General features: G+C 30.0%; 15 protein-coding genes. 9 read left to right on the top strand and 6 right to left on the bottom strand.

Translation table 11 applies throughout. From position 1 onward, the window contains the following. Nucleotides 1-5 precede the first annotated feature (5 nt). From ACJJVP_RS03800 to ACJJVP_RS03775, 6 genes are all read left to right on the top strand, one after another. Nucleotides 6-698 carry a 4'-phosphopantetheinyl transferase family protein gene (locus ACJJVP_RS03800; protein WP_405410862.1) on the top strand — a complete coding sequence of 231 codons (693 nt, stop codon included), beginning with the start codon at nt 6-8 and terminating at the stop codon, nt 696-698. 201 nt (nt 699-899) lie between these two features. Further along, on the top strand, nt 900-1,679 hold the full coding sequence (locus ACJJVP_RS03795) for a polysaccharide biosynthesis/export family protein (protein WP_405410859.1): 780 nt from the start codon (nt 900-902) through the stop codon (nt 1,677-1,679). Nucleotides 1,680-1,792: 113 nt separating this feature from the next. Continuing rightward, on the top strand, nt 1,793-4,111 hold the full coding sequence (locus tag ACJJVP_RS03790) for a GumC family protein (RefSeq protein WP_405410856.1): 2,319 nt from the start codon (nt 1,793-1,795) through the stop codon (nt 4,109-4,111). A 365-nt stretch (nt 4,112-4,476) separates the two neighbouring features. Beyond that, complete coding sequence (locus tag ACJJVP_RS03785) at nt 4,477-5,418, top strand: hypothetical protein (RefSeq protein ID WP_405410853.1); 942 nt, start codon at nt 4,477-4,479, stop codon at nt 5,416-5,418. Between the two features lie 305 nt (nt 5,419-5,723). After that, nucleotides 5,724-6,611, top strand: coding sequence for a glycosyltransferase family 2 protein (locus ACJJVP_RS03780; RefSeq protein ID WP_405410850.1), 888 nt, complete (start codon nt 5,724-5,726; stop codon nt 6,609-6,611). Beyond that, entirely contained in the window at nt 6,608-7,543 is a 936-nt protein-coding gene (locus tag ACJJVP_RS03775) for a nucleotide-diphospho-sugar transferase (protein WP_405410848.1), read from the top strand. The genes ACJJVP_RS03780 and ACJJVP_RS03775 overlap by 4 nt, the downstream gene beginning before the upstream one ends. 49 nt (nt 7,544-7,592) lie before the next feature. Here ACJJVP_RS03775 and ACJJVP_RS03770 read toward each other — a convergent pair whose 3' ends face one another. The 4 genes from ACJJVP_RS03770 to ACJJVP_RS03755 form a co-directional block, all read right to left on the bottom strand. Then, entirely contained in the window at nt 7,593-8,987 is a 1,395-nt protein-coding gene (locus ACJJVP_RS03770) for a right-handed parallel beta-helix repeat-containing protein (RefSeq protein ID WP_405410847.1), read from the bottom strand. Nucleotides 8,988-9,836: 849 nt separating this feature from the next. Beyond that, entirely contained in the window at nt 9,837-10,949 is a 1,113-nt protein-coding gene (locus ACJJVP_RS03765) for a glycosyltransferase (protein ID WP_405410846.1), read from the bottom strand. A 10-nt stretch (nt 10,950-10,959) separates the two neighbouring features. Continuing rightward, complete coding sequence (locus ACJJVP_RS03760) at nt 10,960-11,631, bottom strand: acyltransferase (RefSeq protein WP_405410845.1); 672 nt, start codon at nt 11,629-11,631, stop codon at nt 10,960-10,962. Between the two features lie 35 nt (nt 11,632-11,666). Continuing rightward, complete coding sequence (locus ACJJVP_RS03755; protein ID WP_405410844.1) at nt 11,667-13,031, bottom strand: lipopolysaccharide biosynthesis protein; 1,365 nt, start codon at nt 13,029-13,031, stop codon at nt 11,667-11,669. A gap of 1,191 nt (nt 13,032-14,222) precedes the next feature. Here ACJJVP_RS03755 and ACJJVP_RS03750 point away from each other — a divergent pair. From ACJJVP_RS03750 to ACJJVP_RS03740, 3 genes are all read left to right on the top strand, one after another. Beyond that, on the top strand, nt 14,223-14,987 hold the full coding sequence (locus tag ACJJVP_RS03750) for a WecB/TagA/CpsF family glycosyltransferase (RefSeq protein WP_405410842.1): 765 nt from the start codon (nt 14,223-14,225) through the stop codon (nt 14,985-14,987). A 341-nt stretch (nt 14,988-15,328) separates the two neighbouring features. Next, nucleotides 15,329-15,844, top strand: coding sequence for a T9SS type A sorting domain-containing protein (locus ACJJVP_RS03745; protein ID WP_405410841.1), 516 nt, complete (start codon nt 15,329-15,331; stop codon nt 15,842-15,844). A 734-nt stretch (nt 15,845-16,578) separates the two neighbouring features. Next, nucleotides 16,579-18,897 carry a hypothetical protein gene (locus ACJJVP_RS03740; RefSeq protein WP_405410840.1) on the top strand — a complete coding sequence of 773 codons (2,319 nt, stop codon included), beginning with the start codon at nt 16,579-16,581 and terminating at the stop codon, nt 18,895-18,897. 48 nt (nt 18,898-18,945) lie between these two features. Here ACJJVP_RS03740 and ACJJVP_RS03735 read toward each other — a convergent pair whose 3' ends face one another. Continuing rightward, nucleotides 18,946-19,989: an acyltransferase family protein gene (locus tag ACJJVP_RS03735; protein WP_405410839.1), complete on the bottom strand. Its 1,044-nt coding sequence runs from the start codon at nt 19,987-19,989 to the stop codon at nt 18,946-18,948. Nucleotides 19,990-20,020: 31 nt separating this feature from the next. After that, nucleotides 20,021-21,070 (bottom strand): sugar-transfer associated ATP-grasp domain-containing protein, encoded by a 1,050-nt coding sequence (locus ACJJVP_RS03730; protein WP_405410838.1) that lies wholly within the window; start codon nt 21,068-21,070, stop codon nt 20,021-20,023. Nucleotides 21,071-21,087: the final 17 nt, after the last annotated feature.

The raw sequence follows: 21,087 nt of genomic DNA, 5'->3' as shown, positions 1-21,087 counted from the left end.
AATTAATGATACATGTATTATTTACGTATTTAACAAGTGAAAATAATGATGAGTTTTTTGCAAATGCGCAACATAACTTTTCAGATGATTTCATAAATAAAGTATCTAAATATAAACGCTGGCAAGATGCAAAATCTACAATTTTAGGTAGGTTGTTATTAGGTTATGGGCTAAAACATTTCTATAATCAGGATGTTGAGAATATCAAGATGGATTTTTCCAAGGATAAAAAACCATTCTTGGAAAATTCTTCAATTCACTTCAATATATCTCACTCTAAAGAGCTTGTTGTTTGTGCAATTTCTTCTATGGAGGCTATTGGTATAGATGTGGAGAAAATTAGTGATTTGAATATAGAAGATTTTAAAGACCAGTTCTCCAAAACTGAAATTGCAAGAATGCAAAATTCTTCAAATTCCATAAAGAGCTTCTATCAGCATTGGACCCAGAAAGAAGCCATTGTTAAGGCTAATGGTTCGGGTTTGAATATACCTTTAAGTTCATTTGAGGTCAAAGACGATCAGGTAATAATATCAAATCAGTCTTATTATTTGAAAGAAATACCTCTCAATCCTCGCTATATATGCAATGTAGCCACCCAAAATGTAATATTTGATAATGAAATTGCGTTAACAAATCTTACTGCTGATTCAATAACATATTTTGAATCATGTAATAATTTTAAATCTTTTATTTAAGAGCAGGAAGGCTATCAATGTTCGTTAAAATGCCAATCAATTAATTTAATCTACGTACGGGTAAAGTAGATATTGGAGGTTTTCTTTATTTCGACGATTATATAAACTAGGATATCGGAATTAATACGGAATCAATTTTTGTTTGATTTAATTTTGAACCTTACCATGTATAACAACTATAAGCTATAAACTTTACTAATTATGAAAGCTGAAATTTCCCCAATCAATCTTAGAAATATTTTTTTAAGATTTTCTTTACTACTTGTATTGGCAGTTATTATTTCTTCATGCGGTTCGGCCAAGAAGTCTTCTTATTTTAACGAAGTTGGTAATAATACGTTTGCTTCATATTACGAGCCCTTAGAACCAATTTTACAAAAAAACGATTTATTAAGTATAAACATTAGTAGTTTAAATGCAGAAGTAACAGAGATGTTCAATATTGCAAATAATGCTGGAGGAACTCAAATCGGAGGGTATTTAATTGATCAAGATGGTTTTATCCGTTTTCCTGTTTTAGGCAAAATTGAAGTTGCTGGCTTAACAAAAAAAGAATTAAGAGAATATATTAGAGGAGAGTTGATTTCTAAAAGGTTATTAATGGAACCTATTGTGGATATCCGTTTTATGAACTTCAAGGTTTCCGTTTTGGGAGAAGTAAACCAACCTTCCGTGTTCACAATTCCGAATGAGAAAGTTACCCTGTTAGAAGCTCTTGGTATGGCCGGCGATATGACCATTTTCGCAAAAAGAGATAATGTATTGTTGATAAGCGAAGAAGATGGTGTTAAAAGTACTAAGAGAATTGATCTGACCTCAGATGAATTGTTTACTTCACCTAATTATTATCTGCAGCCTAATGATATCGTTTATGTACAGCCTAATGATAGAAAAGTTAGAAATACTTCTAATTCAGCCCAATGGTTTTCAATAATATTGGGTTCATTATCGTTAGCGGTAATCTCTATTTCTACTTTCTGATATACTAAATAATCTAGTTTTAAAATAAACAGTTTACACAAAAACTAAAGTGTACTATTTTAAAACATGGGTTATAAATACTGAAACTTGTTTACCATATAAATTTAAATATAATGACTGAAAAGGAATATTTTGATTCACAATTATCTACCAAACAAAATGCAGAAAATTTTGATTTGAAGGGATTGTTGAATAGATACCTTAAATCATGGAAATTTTTTATTATTTCTTTGGTTATATTTTTAAGTTTAGCCTTACTCGCTTTACAGTTCATGAGTACATCTTATGATGTTTCCAGTAAATTATTGCTCAAGAATGAAACATCTAATATTAATGCTTCGGGTAATAATTTAATGAACAACAATCCTTTCAGTAATTCTGAAAGGGTAAACAATGAGATTGAAGTGCTTACTTCGGTACATTTAATGCGCTCTGTATTAGACACTTTATCACTACAGTCCAGGTTTACAGTTACTGATGCCTTTTCCGAAACAGAAATTTATGGGTCACAATTACCTTTTAGAATGGTAGTGGATACTCTATATCCATTAGCTTACGAAACTACATTGACTATCAAATTGGAAGGAAAGGATAGTTTTAGTATTATAGAGGAATTTAAAGATTCTTCAGAAGAGAAAATTTCTATAAGTTCTGATTATGGTTACAATACATACAATTATGGGTATAAAATTGAAAAACCTTATGGTATTTTTAAAATTGTAGCGAACGAAAAAAGTACATCAAAAGATACCGAGTTTACTGCAAATTTCATGGATATTGATGAATTAGCCCATGACTATGTTAAAAAAGCATTGTCGGTTTATGTAATGAACAAGGATGCCTCTGTTATAAACATTGTTTTAAAAGAAGAAATACCGGAGAAGGGTGAAGATATCATTAATAGTCTGGTTGAAATTTATGGATTAAAATCATATTTGGAGAGAAACACTATAGCATTAAACAATGTTAAATTCATTGATAATCGTTTAAATACGTTGTCTGCAGAACTGACTGCTGTAGAGATGAATGTAGCCCAGTTTAAAACAGAGAATGAATTAGCTAGTGTTGAGTTTGATGCCAATTCTTTTGCTGAACAAGAAATTGATTACGGAAGAAAATTAACAGAATCGGAAATTGAATTAAAAGTTCTAAATGCTATAGAAAGTAATTTAAAAAGTGGTGATAACGAATCTACTTTAAACTCTCTTAGCATTACAAGTCCAAACTTAATTTACTTAATAGATAGTTATAATAAGTTACAAATAGATAAGAAAAATTTACAGCGAACCGTACCGGAAAACAACCCAAGGATGATTGATCTTAGAGATCAATTAACACAACTTAGGAGAAACATACTTGGTAGTCTTTCAACATCTAAACAGAGCTTAAGAATTACTATTAACAGTATTAGAGGTAGGTCTAATCAATTTGCTGCAAAGAAGCAAAGAATACCAACAATGCAAAGACAATTACTTGAAATCAGTAGAGAACAGGGCATAAAAGAAAACTTATTCTTATACCTATTGCAAAAACGTGAAGAGGCTGCTTTAATGGTTGGTGCTAAACAAGATAATTTTACAGTTATTGATCCAGCTATTACTGATTATGAATCAGGTTCCTCAAGTAAAAAATTATTTCTGTTGATTTCATTTTTAATGGGACTGGCAGTACCAGTTGGTATCATTCATTTAAAAGATGGTTTAAATACTAAAGTTACAGGTAAAAAAGACTTAGAGAAAAGAATAACTGTACCGGTTATAGGGGAAATAGCCCATAATGATTCAGGGAATAATTTAATTGGAAAAGGCGAAGAAGAAAGTCGTTTAGCTCAAGGTTTTAGAATGTTGAGAATGAATTTAGATTTTATGCTCTCTAAAAAGAAAGTACAAACTGTTTTGGTGACTTCAGCAATTAAAGGAGAAGGAAAAACATTCTTTTCATCTAATATGGGAATAGCCTTGGCTTCATCTAGTTCTAAGGTGGTAATACTGGAGTTAGATAAGCATAACCCGGAATTAATAGATACACTTGGCGAAACCAAAAAAGAATATGGAGTTACTAATTATCTGAAACAAAATAATAATACAATAACGGTTAACGATTTATTGATTTCTGTAAAGAACAATCCTAATCTGTTTGCAATTGGTTTAGGGACGGAAAATGTTGACGGACTCGAGTCTTACAATTCGAATAGAATGGAAGTATTGATGAATCATTTAAAACAGGAGTTCGATTATATATTAATTGATTCAGCACCTATAGGTAAATTGGCAGATACTTTTGCACTTTCCAGATTTACAGATTGTTGTATTTATATGGTTCGGGAAAACCACTCTAATTTAGAAGATTTAAAAATGATTGAAGATATTAAAGTGAATAAAAAGTTTAAAAATCCAATGGTTGTTTTGAACGATTTAGCTTCTAATAAATAGGTTGACTATTTCACTGAAAATAACTAGTACAAAGTAAAAAGAGAATGAATATATATTATATTATTACTTTGTTTTTTTTACTATTTGCTTCTAAAGCTAATTTTTTAGTTGAATCTAATTTAGCTTGGTTTGGCTTTGAAGTATGTATGATATTTGTTGCTTTTTATTTTAAAAGGGTAAAGAAAAAAGATGTGCAGTTTTTTCTGATAAGCGGTGGAATTTATTTTGTCTATATTTTATTTAGGTTTAAATTAAATCAATTACCTAGCGATTATTTTAAGAGTGATGTGTTTTATTTTTTCAAGTTTATTTTCACATCATATTTATTCTGTTTAATTCTAAAAGAAAAATCGCTATACTATTTAGTGAAAGTTATTTCACATTTGGCATTGGTATCTATAGTGTTCTATGTCATTCAGTTTTATCAGAACGGTGCTATTGTTAATGCTATAGGTAATACGTTTGAAAGCTTTACGATTAATGATAACTCTCCTAGGTTTACCAACTTTTTAATATTTACATATGATAGTCTTCATTACTATAGAAACTCTGGTTTTTGTTGGGAGCCAGGAGCCTTTGGGTCATTTTTAATTTTAGCACTCTTATTCAATTTTTTAATGAACAATTTTAAGTTTGACAAGCAAACGGTTATTCTTTTAGTCGCCATTTTAACTACCGTTTCCACTACGGCATACTTCGGATTGTTTTTACTATTATTCTTAAGATATAGAGTATTAAATAAGGGTAATAAGACAACCATGATTGTCTTTGCGATTATTTTTGCTCTGGCAATACCTAATGTACCATTTTTAGGAGAAAAAATAATTGAAATTTATGAACAGGATATAAGGGATTTGAAAGAATTAGAACAATTATCAACCTATTATGATGATGTTGACAGACAAATGCCGTTGAATAGATTTGGAAGTGTCATCTTCCTTTATCAACAATTTGATTGGAAACTATTTTTAGGGGTCAGCAATCAATATGAAAAATATTATATAGATGAGTATAATGTCAATATATCTAATGGAATAATGGACTTCATAACCAAATTTGGTCTTGTAGGGCTGTTTGTTCTCTTGTATCGTTATGGGAAAGTTTGCAAGGTGTATCTCCGTAGGACAGAGTTTGTAATCTATTCCGTACTGATTTTAGTAATTCTAAGTTTTGGTGAACCTATACTTATACTACCTATTTGTATAATATTCATGTTTTTACCCACATTTAAGAATCAAGATTTTTTGACATTATCTTATATTTATAGAACTAAATATTTAAAGTTCCAAAGCCTCAATAATTTATGATTATTAAAAGATATAATACAGTTAGGGTATTTGTAAAATCTTATTTTGAGAACAATTTAAGAAATAATCTATTAGTCAAGAATGTATTTACCTTTTTGAAATTAAGAAGTTTGGGCACTGCTATTAATATTTTCTTTGTGCCTATAGCATATCTATCTTCGATAAAATTAGAATAAGGAATCTTTGAAATTTGTTTGCAATTATAATCACAAGAATAAATGGATTAATACTAGCACCTTATTAGGTTTGTATGGAGAAGAGCATGAACAAGAAAGTATTGGTTTAAAGATTTAACTAAATTATAGATGATGTCTTTTAAAAAAAAGAAATTAATAACAGTTTTACTTACATGTCATAATCGTAAGGTGAAAACATATTCTTGTTTGGAAGCCCTTTTTAACTGCGAATTGGATGACTGCTTCGAACTAAAAATTTATTTGGTGGACGATGGTAGTACGGATGGAACGACTGAATTTATACAAGGAAAATTTGCTAACCTTCAAATAATTCAAGGTTCAGGGAATCTTTTTTGGGCTGGTGGTATGCGGACGGCTTGGAAATATGCGGATGAGCATGAAAAAAATACAGATTATTATTTATTATTAAATGATGATACCATTGTCTTTAAAGATACATTAAAGAGATTGTTTAGTGATTTAAAATATGTAGGAGAAACTAAGAGTATTATAGTGGGACCTACTCAAAATCCAGAAACTAAGAAAATTTCTTATGGGGGGCATAAAATTTTAAATTGGTTTTTGTTTAAAAGTGAAATGGTTGTTCCGAATGATAAATTTCCTCAGCGATGCGAACTTGGTAACGCAAATATTATGTTAGTGCCTAAAGAAGTTTATAAAGCGATTGGTCCACTTTCTGAAAAATATACACATGGTATTGCTGATTATGACTATACTTTAATGGCTTTTAAAAATGATATTTATACATATGTTTCAAGTGGTTTTTGTGGTTATTGTAATTATGACCATGGCGTAAATTGGTTAACCCAGAAAAATAATCTCAAAGAAAGGATAGCATATTTGTATAGTCCTAAAGGGTTGTCCTACAAAGAATATTTACAGTTTATTAAAAGGCATATTCCTTATCATTTACCTATTGCCATTATGTTAATGTGGGCTAAGACGCTCTTTCCAATTATTTGGCAATTGTTTAAGAATAAAGAATACTTAAAATGAGAAAAGAAACACCACAAGCACCTGTACTTTTTATCATTTTCAATAGACCAGAGCAAACAAGAAAGGTTTTTGAAATGATAAGAGAGGCTAAACCTAAAAAACTGTATGTTGCAGCAGATGGACCTAGACCAAATAGGACGGATGAGCAACGATGTAGAGAAACCAGATCAATTGTCGATTTAGTGGATTGGGACTGTGAAGTAAAAACTTTTTTTAGAAATGAGAATGTTGGTTGCGGTTTAGGGCCTAAAGGAGCGATTGATTGGTTTTTTGAAAATGAAGAGGAAGGTATCATTCTAGAAGATGATTGTTTACCATCAGCTAGTTTTTTTAAGTTCTGTTCAGAACTGTTAGAAAAATATAGAGATAATAGTCAGATTATGCATATTGGCGGTTCCAATTTTCAAAACGGATATGTTTCAGATGCCGATCATTCTTATTACTTCTCCTATTTTAGCCATGAATGGGGTTGGGCAAGTTGGAGAAGGGCATGGAAACATTATGATTTTAAAGTTGCAAGTTATCCTGAACTAAAAAAGAAAGGATATTTCGACAATTTTTTTTCAAACTTTATTGAAAAAAAATACCGACTTAGTAAAATTGAAAAAACCTTAAACGCTAAAGAAGTTTCTTGGTGGGATTATCAATGGGATTACACTAAATTGGTAAATTCAGGTCTATCCATTATACCACACCAAAATATGATTAAAAATTTAGGGTTTGGTGAAGATGCTACCCATACCATTAGTGCAAATGACGAAAGGCAGAAAAATGAAGCACGTGATATGCCCTTTCCATTAACGCATCCTAATTTTATTATCAGAGATATTAAGGCGGATAGAAGGTATTTTAATATTTTTTTTAAGAAAACAATCTTACGTAGAAAAATATTAGGAGTTTTGAGAGTTCCAGGGTATTCTATTAGAGGTTAATTGAAAGTGCAGCTGTACGGATAATAAAAGTGGATTCTGTTTTCTGAATTTAGTTACTAGACAGACAGGTAAAATCAAGGACTATGGCACTTCGTGGTTCAAAATCAATATCATTCCTATAGTCTATAACGTCAAAATTATATTCTGGCCAAACAATATTGGTAGGGTTACATGATTCATAAACTATGCAGTCGATTATTTTATTACCACCACTTGTATCAAAAGCTGCAAATATTAATGAATTAGACCCTGGTTGCCCTCTGTCTTGACCTAAATCGCCACATATAATTTGCTTAGCACGTAATCTATTAAAAGTTACATTTCCAGAACCTTCAACGGAAGATGCTACACCATTGCCCATCTCCAAAAAGTCAACATCTTCAACTAGTCCACCTGTACCTCCACGTGCGCCATCGGTATTTTGATCTTCAAACATTACACCAACACCAGTAGGACTGTTATTGCCGATTATCAACCCTTTTTTAATTTGTTGACCACCACTTTTATAAATACTAATATTATCTTCGGTCCATGCAATTTCTCTGTCATTAATCACCGAAAAATTCTCCAATAATCCTCCAATGCATTTATCGTATTGAACTAATTGCCCCCTAGGAAAAGGGCCTCTCATATTATGCCCTTCAATATATGTTAATTCAGAATAATCACATTGGTTCAATCGAATTCCTGTAGAGCCATCTTCGACTTTTACATTTGTAATTACTAAGTTTTCAGAATCTAATCCTTCAATGCAATTTCGGGTATAATCATCTAAAGGACCGGTAGAAGGTGCATTTGTATACTTAATATAGCAATTTTCTATGGTTAAATTATCTGCGTTAGAAAATTTAATACCCATGTAGGCACCAGTGTATTCAATAATACAATTTGATATTACGACGCCGGAGTAGTCATTGATTTCTATACCGTGCTGATTTGTTGCTTTAATATACAGATTTTCTATACGTTGATTATTTTCGCTAACAATTATAGGACCCGATTCTTGACGGTTGTTAGTACATGAGTTTTCTACGATTATTGGTTCTTCAACTGTGGGTATTACAGTATAGTCCACTTTTGCTCCTTCCACATTAGTTACCGTGTAAGTAACTTCATCACTAAAATCTTGTGGAGTGTCAGTATCAGGCTCAATCGTAGATTCGGTATCAACAGTTACAGTAGGCGTTAACTCCTCAATTAAAGTACTGCTTGAATCAATTTCAATATAAATTATTTTTTTTTCTTCATCAATTATACCTAAGATATCTGATTTTAAACCTTCATTATCGGCAGATTGAATGCTGAAATCAATAATTCTAACAATCGGTGCAACACCCGATTCTTCTGTTGGCAGCTTGATAATTACTGATTCGCTTAGAATATCGTAATCTGACGAACAAGAAATCAATTGTAAGATGGTTAATGATAGTATTAATAAGGACATTAAATTACTGTGTATGGAAAATAGGTTTACCATGTTTTCATTTATTCATTATTAATAACCACAACATATATACTACTATAAGAGACTATCGTTAAAAATATTGTTCAAAGAGACTAAATTCTGTTATAAAAAATGACTAAATGGTGCAAATAATATATGATTATATAAAAAATTAAAATATTGCTTAAGGCATATTTTTATTTAAGTAATTGAAATATAGCAATTAATTTAAATTTATGTAAGTATTATGAATTTATTTGAAGACTTTTCTATTTGATTTACAAATCACTCTATGCCACTATTTAATGCAATAAAATCGATAAGTGAAATAAAAAAATAAAAACGATGTCTCAGATTAATTGTAGGTCGGCAAGGTTTTTATATAACAGAAGATTTAATATGTACCTTAAAAAAGTTCTGTTTAGCTATAGTCAGAACTTTTTAAGAATTTAGTAATTTGATGTAATTTTTTTTGAATGTATAACCCTTTTAGTCTGTAAAATATAATTGAACATTAGTATTTAATCTCCTTTGTTCCTCTTATTTTGTATTTTAATATATAGGTTTAATTTTAGTATCACTAAGGTTTCTAATTATAAAGATGTAATTATTCACGACCATGTAAAGTTGTATATAAATTATATCAATATTACTAAAATCCTCAATTCAACCATATGTTCACTTAAATAAAACATAGATTGCATCAATTTAGGAATTCAATTAATTGACTTTTTTAAGACTTAAAAGTAGCACGTAAAACAATAAGAAAGTAAATGTAAATTAACGACAGCGAGACCGTTAATTTAAAGTCATAAAACCTTTCTATGACTTTAAATTAAGGAACTAAAATCAACTATTATAAATTTTCATAATTCCATTTACCCCATTTTGAATGGAGAAATTTTTGCGTACAAAACTTAGAGCATTCTGAGCCATTTCATCACTAGTTTTGTCATTTTTTTGAAGATATAGTATTTTTCCTGCCAGTTCATTATAATTTTCAGAAATTAAAAAACCGTTGTCATCATCGTGTATCAAATCTTTTAAACCTTTCACGTTATACAATATGGAAGGTTTGGCACAAGCCATTGCCTCTATGGCGGCAATTGCTAAACCTTCAAACCTAGAACTCATTATATAAGCATCAGAAGCAATTAAGTAATCTCTGACATTACTTTGATTACCCAAAAAAAGAATCTGCGAATTAATACCTAAAGACTTACTAAGTTCAATTTCTTCATCTGTTGTAACTCCTTTGCCCAAATGAAGATATATGCAATCTATTTCCTTATTTACAATAGACAATGCTCTAATAATGTCATGATGATTTTTGACATCACTACACCCCCCTGTTGATATGATTACAAATGAAGAATTTGAAATATTCAATTTTATTCTCATTTCTTCTTTTTCCTTTTCCGAATTTTGAGGATAAAACCGTTCGTCATCGTACCAATTAGGTACTAATATAGTATCGTTCTTATAGTAATTTAGTTCATTTTCATAAACACTTTGACCAATTGATTGCATTTTCAAGTTTAAAACTTTAGAACTAACATAACGTTCTAAAAAACCTTTGATCCAAGTCCATTTTCTATGCTTATAATTATTATGAACAGTGCTAACCGCTTTCTTTCCTGCTAAATAAGTAGTCAATGAAAAAAGGAAAATGTGTTTAGATCGATGTATATGCAAAACATCAATATTATTATTCTTCAATACTTTGTATATCCATGTAAAATATGGTATAACAACAAAAGGATTGAACTCATTTGATGAAAGTGGCTTGTGAAGTACTTTAATGGATTCAGCTTCAAATTGAGGAAGAAACTCTCCAATGTTCTCTGCAGTACTCAATGCCATTAAATCAACACCTTTTTCTTGAAAATGTGATGCCGCATTGGCATACATTATTTCAGCACCTGAAAACTTTAACTCATAAAAAATATGTAAAACTCGCATAGTATAATTTTTAGTATTCTAATGACCAATGAACATTCTCCTTTATAACCTTATTCGGTACTCCGACTGATATGGTTTTTTTTGGGATATCTTTAGATACGATAGTGCCCATTCCAATAATGGCCCCATCATTTATTTTCGTTCCTTTCAAAATTGTTACCCGACTGCCTACCCACACTTTATCTCCTATGTAAACTGGTAACTCTTTATTAATTTTTTCGTTTTTAGAATTAAAAATACTGTGTGTATCACTAGCCCATATTTCAATATGGTCAGAAAAAAGACAATCTTTTCCTATTTTTACATTGTTTTCTTTTCCAACATTTACAATTCTAACACCTCCAAAAGTCGTTGACTTTCCTATTGTAATATTACAATCAGAACCTCTTATAATTATATTTGCTTGTCTAAGTTTAACATTTTCAGCAATGTATAAAGTGTTGTTTTGTCCGCTAATTGCTATTTGTGAATGCTCTATTAAACCGTTTGTAGATTTAATGCTATTACCATAACCCGAAATTTCGATAAAAGTTTTTTTAAAGTTACCCTTCGTCAAGTTTATAATATTTCCTTTTTCTTTTTTTATTCTAACCAAAAAGAAATTTCCTGAGTAGTTGTCTTTATTATTTTTTTTAAACTGTAAAATAATTTTGTTTAGAATAGAAATAATGGTTTTAATCATGCTGTAAAATTTTTAATTTATTCTTTCTATTAAATCTATTTGAACCAAACACCCTTAGCTTTCTCATTAATTATTTTTTGATATTGTAAAAATCCAATAATAGCGGACATCAAAGAAGAAACGCAAGTGGCCAAAATTATACCCGATAAACCTAAACCCAGGTTTTTTGCAAATAAAATACTTAGTGGGACATTAATACATAAAGTAATTAAACTAATAATTAATTGCATTCTAATTTTACCAGTTGCATTGATTAGCATAAAATAAATGGACTGAAAAGTTGATATGGCTATATACAGAGCCATAGATGTAGATAAGGATAACGGAATTTTAATAGAATCACCTATCCATAACGTATAGAACCAGTTAGATAGAAATAACATCAATACTAGAATTACGGTAAGTGAAAGCCATATTTTCTGTATATTTTTAACTGATTTTTTTATCCAATCAAAGTCTTTTAAAATATAGGCTTCTGTAAAGGAAGACCAATATGGTGTTGTAATTAAAGAATGAATCATAAGCAACATAGAAAAATATTTTAAAGCTATGTTGTAAGGAACTACTTCTTCCGGTCCAAATATATTGGTAATAATTAGGTTGTCCGTAGTAAGTAAAACAATATTAGCTACTTGGATTATAAAAAATATAAAACCTAAACTAGTTATATCCTTTAATTTGTCATAACGCCAATCTTTAAATTCTGGTTTAAACTGTTTGTATCTGCCATTGAAGGCAATAAAATTAAAGCTGATCAATAAGATGATTGGCAACCCAGTATAGAGTGTACCAAATATCATTAAAGAGTTACCAGAGGTTTTAGTCAATAACCAAATGCCAAGTAATAGTAAAGCTTGAATGAAAAATTCTATTTTTCCTTGTATTGAAGGAAGTTGGTCAGCTGTATATATGGTTAAAATCAATTTAGCTACCAATTGCAAAGTGAAAAATGTAAATAAAATGGGCATCAGAAAGGACAGTTCCTTTCCTAAAATTTTTGTAGTATTGAATATTGTTGACCAGTCAATTAAAAAATTGCCAAATATAAAGAGGATGATAACACCTACACAAATTACCGACATAGTAATATAAGCAATGCTAACATATACTTTTGCTAAGTGTATTTCTCCATTTGCCTTCGATTCGGCAAACCTATTTCGCAAACCATGACCCAAACCTATATCAAGAACGGTAAACCAACCAATAAATGAACTTAGCGTAAGCCAAACACCATAATTTTCCTGACCTAAATAGTCAATACTTATTGGTACTAATAAAAAATTGGCTAAAATATTGCCCCCTTTAAATAGGGTGGACCATCCTATATGTTTAACTATATTTTGAGTTCTAGTGCTTGAACCTGTTAATCGTTTGTAAAGCTCGTTAATTTTTATGGGCACTTGAAATACTTTTAAAAGATTGAGTTATTTTAAGAAATAGTTAAATTTCTATTTTTCTTGCTTTGGGCTATTATTTAATCAAAGTTTAGCCAAGATTAATTGACATATTTTACGATTGATTTATCATGTATTCTCAATTTCATTCTTTTATTTCCATTTTAATAAACCTTTTAAATCCCATTTTATTGGGATGTACAGATATAGAAAAACTTACAATGAAAACCTATTTCATTTTTTATAAAAATCTATGATCTGTTTTTTAAGAATAATTGATTGCCAATAATCTCTGGCTAGTAAACTATACTTATCAATACTTTCTAAAATAATTTGATAGTTTCATCATCAAAATGTAGTTCATTTTTATTATCTGTTTATGGCAAAACTTTTCTTTTATAACCATTTACCCATTGCAGGGTTAGCGGACTTGTAATTAATCAAGTTCAGACCTGAAGCAATTAAAGCTCTTTCATAGCAAAATCTTGTCAATAGTACATTATATTTTTTGGATTAGAATCCATTAAACGATGAATGACCTTTTTTCAAGCCCTTAGTGCATAATTAGTATGGTAAGATCTGATTAAGGTTATATAGATTATGTCTTTTTAATATAGAGAATATTAACATTCATCAAAACTTGGTCAGGTATTATGTTATATTTTAAAAATTCTTGTTAACTTAAATCTTGTAGCTAAAAATTGGGTCCATTAATACAAAGGTCGTATGTGCTATGATGCAAACTAACTTTAAGTATCTTAGAATTAAAAATCGGTACTAATACTACTATTACTAATAACTCTATGCTCGTTCTATTAGAAGTAAATCCAGTTAAATTAAATTTAAGTTTTGTATTGAAAAATTTATTTGAAGGCTTTTCTGCTTGAATTATAAATCATTATAAACAAATGAGCTATTTCTCTTGTTAGCTTTTAGCTAGCATATTATAGAATAAAATAATAAAAATGATGCCTCAGTTTGATTGGAAGAGGACATTTTTTATGTAATAGATACTTTAAAACTGTATTTTACTGCAAATTATCGGAACATTATTATGAATATATTATAAATGGATATATTTGTTTATTCTGTTAACCCCCCAGGGTAATTATTATTTTTTCTTTGAAATATATTAAGTACTAATTTATTGGTGCTGATTCAAAGTTTTATGTAATTACAATGCTTTTAGATTATCATATGATTACTACTGAAATTAATTCAGAGGTTTTATGTCTTGGTTATTCAATATATAATTCTTCACTTGAATACTTGCCAAACAAACCCAAATTGCTGGTAAATACAATTAATCAATACTCCTATTGCATAGCAGAAGAAGATGTAGACTTTAAAAAAGCATTATTAGATAGTGATGTTTTATTACCTGATGGTGTCGGTATCGTTTTGGCATCAAAATGGTTAAATGGTGTTTCTGTAAAAAAAATAGCTGGTGCAGATTTTCATGAATTTCAGTTAAAACGTTTAAATGCAATAAGCGGTTCTTGTTTTTACTTAGGTGCTTCTAACGAAACTTTAGCTAAGATAAAGACTAGATTGCAAAAAGATTACCCTAATGTAAAAGTGGGTAGTTACTCTCCACCTTATAAACCCAACTTTACAGAAGAGGATAACGCTAAAATGATACAAGAGGTTAACAATTTTAGCCCAGATGTATTATTTATAGGTATGACCGCTCCAAAACAAGAAAAATGGAGTTATACCCATAATAATCAGCTTGACGCTAAAATTATTTGTTCCATAGGGGCAGTTTTTGATTTTTACGCAGGTACCGTAGAAAGACCCAATAAAATTTGGAGAGATTTAGGGTTAGAATGGTTAGGTCGCCTTTTAAAGGAACCTAAAAGAATGTGGAGACGCTATATTTATTATGGTGCCGTCTTCGCCAAGTATCTTTGGAAAGCTAAATTTAGTCGGTCTAATGAGGTTCGTCCTAAAATTAGGTAATGGTTTTGAGTCTATTGTTGCATTATCGTTATTCATTATCTATATCTTTTACCTTTAAATTATCATCTACACGTAAGTTTTTTTATTAAGGAATTTCGAATGTTTCCTTTAAATCATTTCTACTTTAAATTGGCGGTTTTATTAAATTTTTGATAGGTTTTTGTTTACTTTTTGGAAAGAATGAAAAAAATGTAGACATCAACGTCTTAATGAAGGTTTTAAACGTATTATTTAAACTAAGTTTAAATAATTTCGATTATCGAACAGAAATTTTCGAGTATTCTTTATGTGATACGGTTTATTTTTAAGCCATTGGCTGTTTAGATTTATTCTCGTTATAAATGAAAATAATACTTTCCATTTTATTGATGATATCAACTTTACCAGTATTTGGTCAAAGTGATATTCTTGTGCAAAATTATCAGGAGGCGGAAGAATTTAGTTATTCAATAAATGCAGGAGGAGGAGTTGCTTTAAGTCAACAGGGGAATTATTCATATTCTATCGGTCAAATTTTTGCAAGTCAAGAATTTAAGCAAGATGAACAAATTGATTCTGGCATTCAGCAAAATGAGAGTATTGAAGAAGAATTGTATGGAATTGAAATAAAAGATAGTATACAAGTAGTTTTATATCCGAACCCAGTTACTGATATTTTGTTTGTTGATGTGACCTCTCAAAATTACAGTGAATTATCGTATAAAGTTTTCAATTTTAACGGTAAACTTATTATGAATGAATTGATAGATAATTCAATTTCTGAGATTAAATTTGATTATCTAAGCGATGGTATTTACTTATTCATATTAAACTATAAAGATGAATTTGTTAAGTCAACTAAAATTATTAAAAAATAAAAAATGAGAGTTTTTATTGCTTTATTTTTTACATTCTTTATGCTGCTTAGTGTTAATGGGCAAGTACCTGATAAAATCAGCTATCAAGCAATTGTAAGAACTAATGATGGTAATGTTTTGCAAAACGCTCCTGTTGGTTTGAAAATAGGAATTATTCAACAATCTATTGAAGGGGAATTCATCTATGAAGAATCTCATGTTCCTATTACAAATGAAAACGGACTAATAAGTCTACACATTGGATTAGGTGATGTTTCAAATGGAGATTTTGAACAAATTGATTGGTCCAACGGACCTTATTATTTGGAAACTCAAATGGATTTGAATGGTGGTAGTAACTACACTATAATAGGTTTAACTGAATTGTTAAGTGTGCCTTACGCATTATATGCAAAAACAGCAGGTAGCATTAGCAATGTAAATAATTACCTAACCAAGGCTGTTATAGTTCCTGTGGTTGATAGTAGAGATATCCAAGAAACTGATATCGATAATACTATTGAATGTACTATGAACGCCACCTTAACTTTGGTAGAAAATTTTACCATTATGCAAATTGGTGATATTATAAATTTAGAAGCTCATAATGGCGCTGTACTTACAATTGAAGCTTCAGATGGTGTAGATTTAAATTATCAAAATGCGGGTGATGCCATTTTCCTAAGTAATTCGGGTAATGTGCGTTTTGGTATTCTTCGTAAAGTAGGTGATAACTCTTATATCGTTTCTGGGCAATGAGATTATTTTGTTATTTATTCTTTTTTTCATTGGCACTTACTGCCCAAAATTATCATTATGCGGTTGATAATAAAGCTACTCAAGAAACAGAGTTTTATTTGGAAGAAAAGGCAAGAACTAGTGCGGGTGTTTATAATGGCGACGTATTGTTAAGAACCTTATGGAGCAATGTTGAAAAGGATAAAGGAATACATACCATTGAATGGGATGGTTTAGATGATGAAGGTATACCGGTTTCTTCTGGAAATTATACTATTAAGGTACTTTCTAATAATGTAGAGTACGAATGGTTATCGCCTATAGGAAATACTTCGAATACAGAGGGTGGAACTGCAATTTTAAAACATTTGGAAGTTATACAGGGAATGGTTCAAGTTGGGGATTTTATTTATTATAATTTTGGCTTTAACGAACATGATCCCGCTTTCTCTAAAATTCATGTTGATAGTGTTAATGTTAATTTAGCAACTATTTTGCAAAACATTCATTATGGCTTAGAAGTAAAGTATATGGCTACAGATGGAACTAGTATTTATATTAGTGGTTCTGATTTGTGGAGTACAGGACAACCAAGTATGATTTTTGCTATTAATGTAAGTACAGAAAATCAAGTGGATTTTACAGCGGGTGAGGAGTACACGTTAGCATCAAATCATAAATATACATCAGCTTTTGGTCTAATGGATGATGGTGGTAATACCTCAGAAATTACGGGAATGGCTATAGTAGCTAATTATTTATATGTTGCTAGAGGAGAGTTAAACCAAATTTATGTTTACAATAAAATAACTGGGGGTTTAGAAAGGACTATAGATCATTTTGTACACCCTAAAGAATTAACTGCTGATGCAAATAATTTATGGGTAATAAGTGAAACGAATACTATTGAAAAGTATAATTTAAACGCTAATGGTTCAATAAATTCATTATCCACAATAATTACAGGCGTAGAAGAACCTTTAGCAATAGCTATTAAAAGTGATGGCGAAATAGCCATTACGGATAATGGTACACAACAAATTAAAATTTTTAATTCCTCAGGAACATTAATTGAAACTTTTGGTCAATTAAATGGATATGCTAGCTCACCTGATGTAGCCGATGATAAATTTATGTTTGTTAATCCTTCAGAGCCTCAAATGGGTACGTTTTTATTTTACCAAGATGATGGAAAACTTTGGGTGGGAGACACTGGTAATTACAGATCATTACGTTTTAATACAAATAAAACGCTAGATGATACAATTATGTACTTGTGTTTCATACGCTCAATGGGTGTCGATAGAAACGATGTAAATAGAGTATTTGCAAACTACTTAGAATTTAATGTCGAGATAGCTTCTGGTAATTGGTCTTATTTAAAAAATTGGTCTTACAATATTAATGATGATCAAGACAGTGAATTCCATAGATTAAAATGGGTAACTACATTATCTAATGGTAAAACTTATGCAATTCAACCTGCATTTACTTCTGGTTATTGGGAAGTTGTAGAATTAACCGCTACAGGTATAAGGTTTACAGGGAAATTAATTGATAATTCCAATTCTGCGGTACTTACAGAAGATTGGAGTATTAGAACGTTTAATGATATTATAGGTCAAAGCGAAACAGGACCTGCCTATTGGAAAGACCAACCATTATTGGGTTTTGATGCCAGTGATAATCCAGAGTGGGGAGCGTCAACTCTTATTGGATCAACCGGATTAATTACATCAGATGATCCGACTTATAGAGCAACAGTAGGTTGGAATTTTCCACCAAGAGCAGACACATCATCTAATTTGCTAATTTCATTTGAAGGTGGTATTACCGATGAGTCTCTTTCATCTAGTAAATATCACTTAGGGGCAACACCTAAAAGTGGTGAAGGTTTTGTATGGAAAACTGCAGAAGGTACAGATCGTAATTATACAGGAGATTATCCTAATAATGGTATGTATGATATGGGGAATGGTGTTAACTATCCAGGTGGAATTATCTTAGTAAAAGAAAAAAGTATTTTCTGGAATTACCATGGAGAATTTTGGAAAAATGGTCAAACTAATAAATTTCAACATGTTTATGATAATGGATTGTTATTAGGTGTTTTTGGTGTTGCTGGAAATGAATTATATGAAGGTAAAGCTATTCAAAACCAAATAGGAGTACCACAAATGGCAGGTAATAATATAAAAGGTGATATAGTTAAAATAGGTGAGGATTATTATATATTACATGGCGATGAAGGTAAACATGGTGCAGTACATCGCTGGAAGATAGGAGGCTTAAATAGTATTAAGGAACATAATATTAATATCCAATATAAAGAATAATAGAACTTTAATAATTGATAAATTTAAAAATATAAATTTATTGTGGTATTATATCTTATGTTTTAAACTTGATTTTGGTTTCCACCAATTTCGCTTCATAAAAGGTCGTTCTAAAATAGGAAATGCTATTAAGCATATTATTAATGTTAAGATTAATAATAATATAGCCATTATCTCCCTATTTAATATTTGTAATTGAGAAAGTATCAAATTTCCAGTTACCGATATTACTTGAAAGTGTATTAAGTAAATAATATAACAAGCTCCTCCTATTATTGAGAATAGCTGAAAAGATAAGTAGCGAGTGAAATAACCTTGTATTAGAACCCCATATAAAAAGATAAATAAAACTAAAGGTTGAATTATTTTAACCCATAATTGATTCTCATTTACTGATAAACCAAAGAAAGCTAGTAAGCATGTTAACGTAGCTAATTTAGCAATTCCAATAAAAGGTACTTTGGTTTTTTCTTTGGTTTCTAAAATTGCTAGTACAATTCCAATAATAAACCAATGAAAGTAGGTGGTTAAAAATGGTATTGGATAAATTTGCGAAAAGGCAAAAATAACTGCAGAAAGACTGATCCACTTCCATAAAGATTTTTTAATAAAAAAGAATAAAAGAGGCAATATTAAATAGAATACAATTTCAATCTCTAAAGACCAAGTAACTACATTAATGAGGTTAGTGTCAAAATTACTGGTATATGTTAAAACGCGAAATAGACTATAGTTTTTATCAGCATCAAAGCCATCTCTAAAACTTAGTAGTAAGTAAAATAATATTGTAGTAATTAAAAAAGGCGGCTCAATACGCTCTATTCTCCGAATTAAATATTGTTTGTAACTAAATTTTTTAGACTTTAATAACTGTGATGTTAAAACAAAACCTGAGATACTAAAGAATAAGGGAACACCAGAATGTCCTGTAAACCAAATTTTAGACAGCAAAGAAGGTTTATTCATATATAGCGTTAAAAAACCATCTATATGAAATAGAATCACCGTTATAATTGCTATAAAACGAAGTCCATCAATTTCTGGACGATAAACTCCTTTAGAAATGACTCTTTTAAATATCTTTAAATCCATATATTATTTTTTAGTAAACGCAAATAGTTACTTATCTATCAATCCAGTTTAAATCTGCAAAACAGGGGCCTTGTGTAGCTTCAGAAAATTTTATGTCATTCCCATAACCATTCCATTCCATAAGTATAAATTCACCTTTGCTATCAACAACTAAATCCCACCCAATAGACTTCACCATAGGTAGTTGCATGTGTAGGTTTAATACTTTTTCTATACATGTGTTATAATTAGGAATCTTTTTATTTTTAAAAACAGTTTTGGTATCTGGATGACAATTGATAGTTTGCCAATTGGGTAAATAACCAAATTCGGTTAATCTACCTGTTTCACTTTCAATAGGTATTTTAATATGATTTTTTGAAGTTATATGCGTATCATTTTTTCTTCCTAAGCGCAGATAACTTGACCTTAAAGTTGAATTTCCGTTGCAATCCATAACTGTTGTCATTCTAATTGTCGCTAGTGAAGAAGACATGAAATCATTAAAAAAATGATGTTGTGTTATATAACTTTGTAAAGTGCCATTTCCTTCCTTTTCTATTAAACTTAATTTAAAAGTGTTTTTATTATATATTGATATACCTCTTCCTTGAAATGATTTATCCGATTTATAAACGATGGTTTCAGAAAATGAAAAAGCTAGTTTTTGGACTTCTTTTGAAGGTAGTTGTTTAAAATCAGAAGTAAACCATTGTTTGTTAATGTAATACGCAATATCTGGGCATACGACGGTATTTAAAAGCTTGTTGGTTAAAGGCTTTAGAAAAGATATTTTTCCGTACTCACCTTGAATTTGTGGAATAATAACGTTATAATAATTATCTGGTATCCATCCTTCTTTAAAACTTCCTGCCACCGCAGTGTATACATAAAGCCAAGGTGCATAACCTTTCCATCCTAAAACTTCTCTAGCATATATAAGGGCCTGCTTTTTTAGCAATGGATTTAATATTCCATTTTGTAATTCTATATTTTTTAGTGCACTTTTCGCCGCTTGATTAGATTGGTAATGATAATACTTATTTAAAATATAGGCGTTACTAATTTTAATAGTGTTTTTAAAATTATCGGAAAATTCCATAAGAATTTAATATTCAA

The sequence above is a fragment of the Maribacter sp. Asnod1-A12 genome (assembly GCF_045063735.1).
Classification (GTDB): domain Bacteria; phylum Bacteroidota; class Bacteroidia; order Flavobacteriales; family Flavobacteriaceae; genus Maribacter.
Note: the sequence above shows the minus strand (reverse complement) of the source record. Positions and strands in the feature narration are given on the sequence as shown.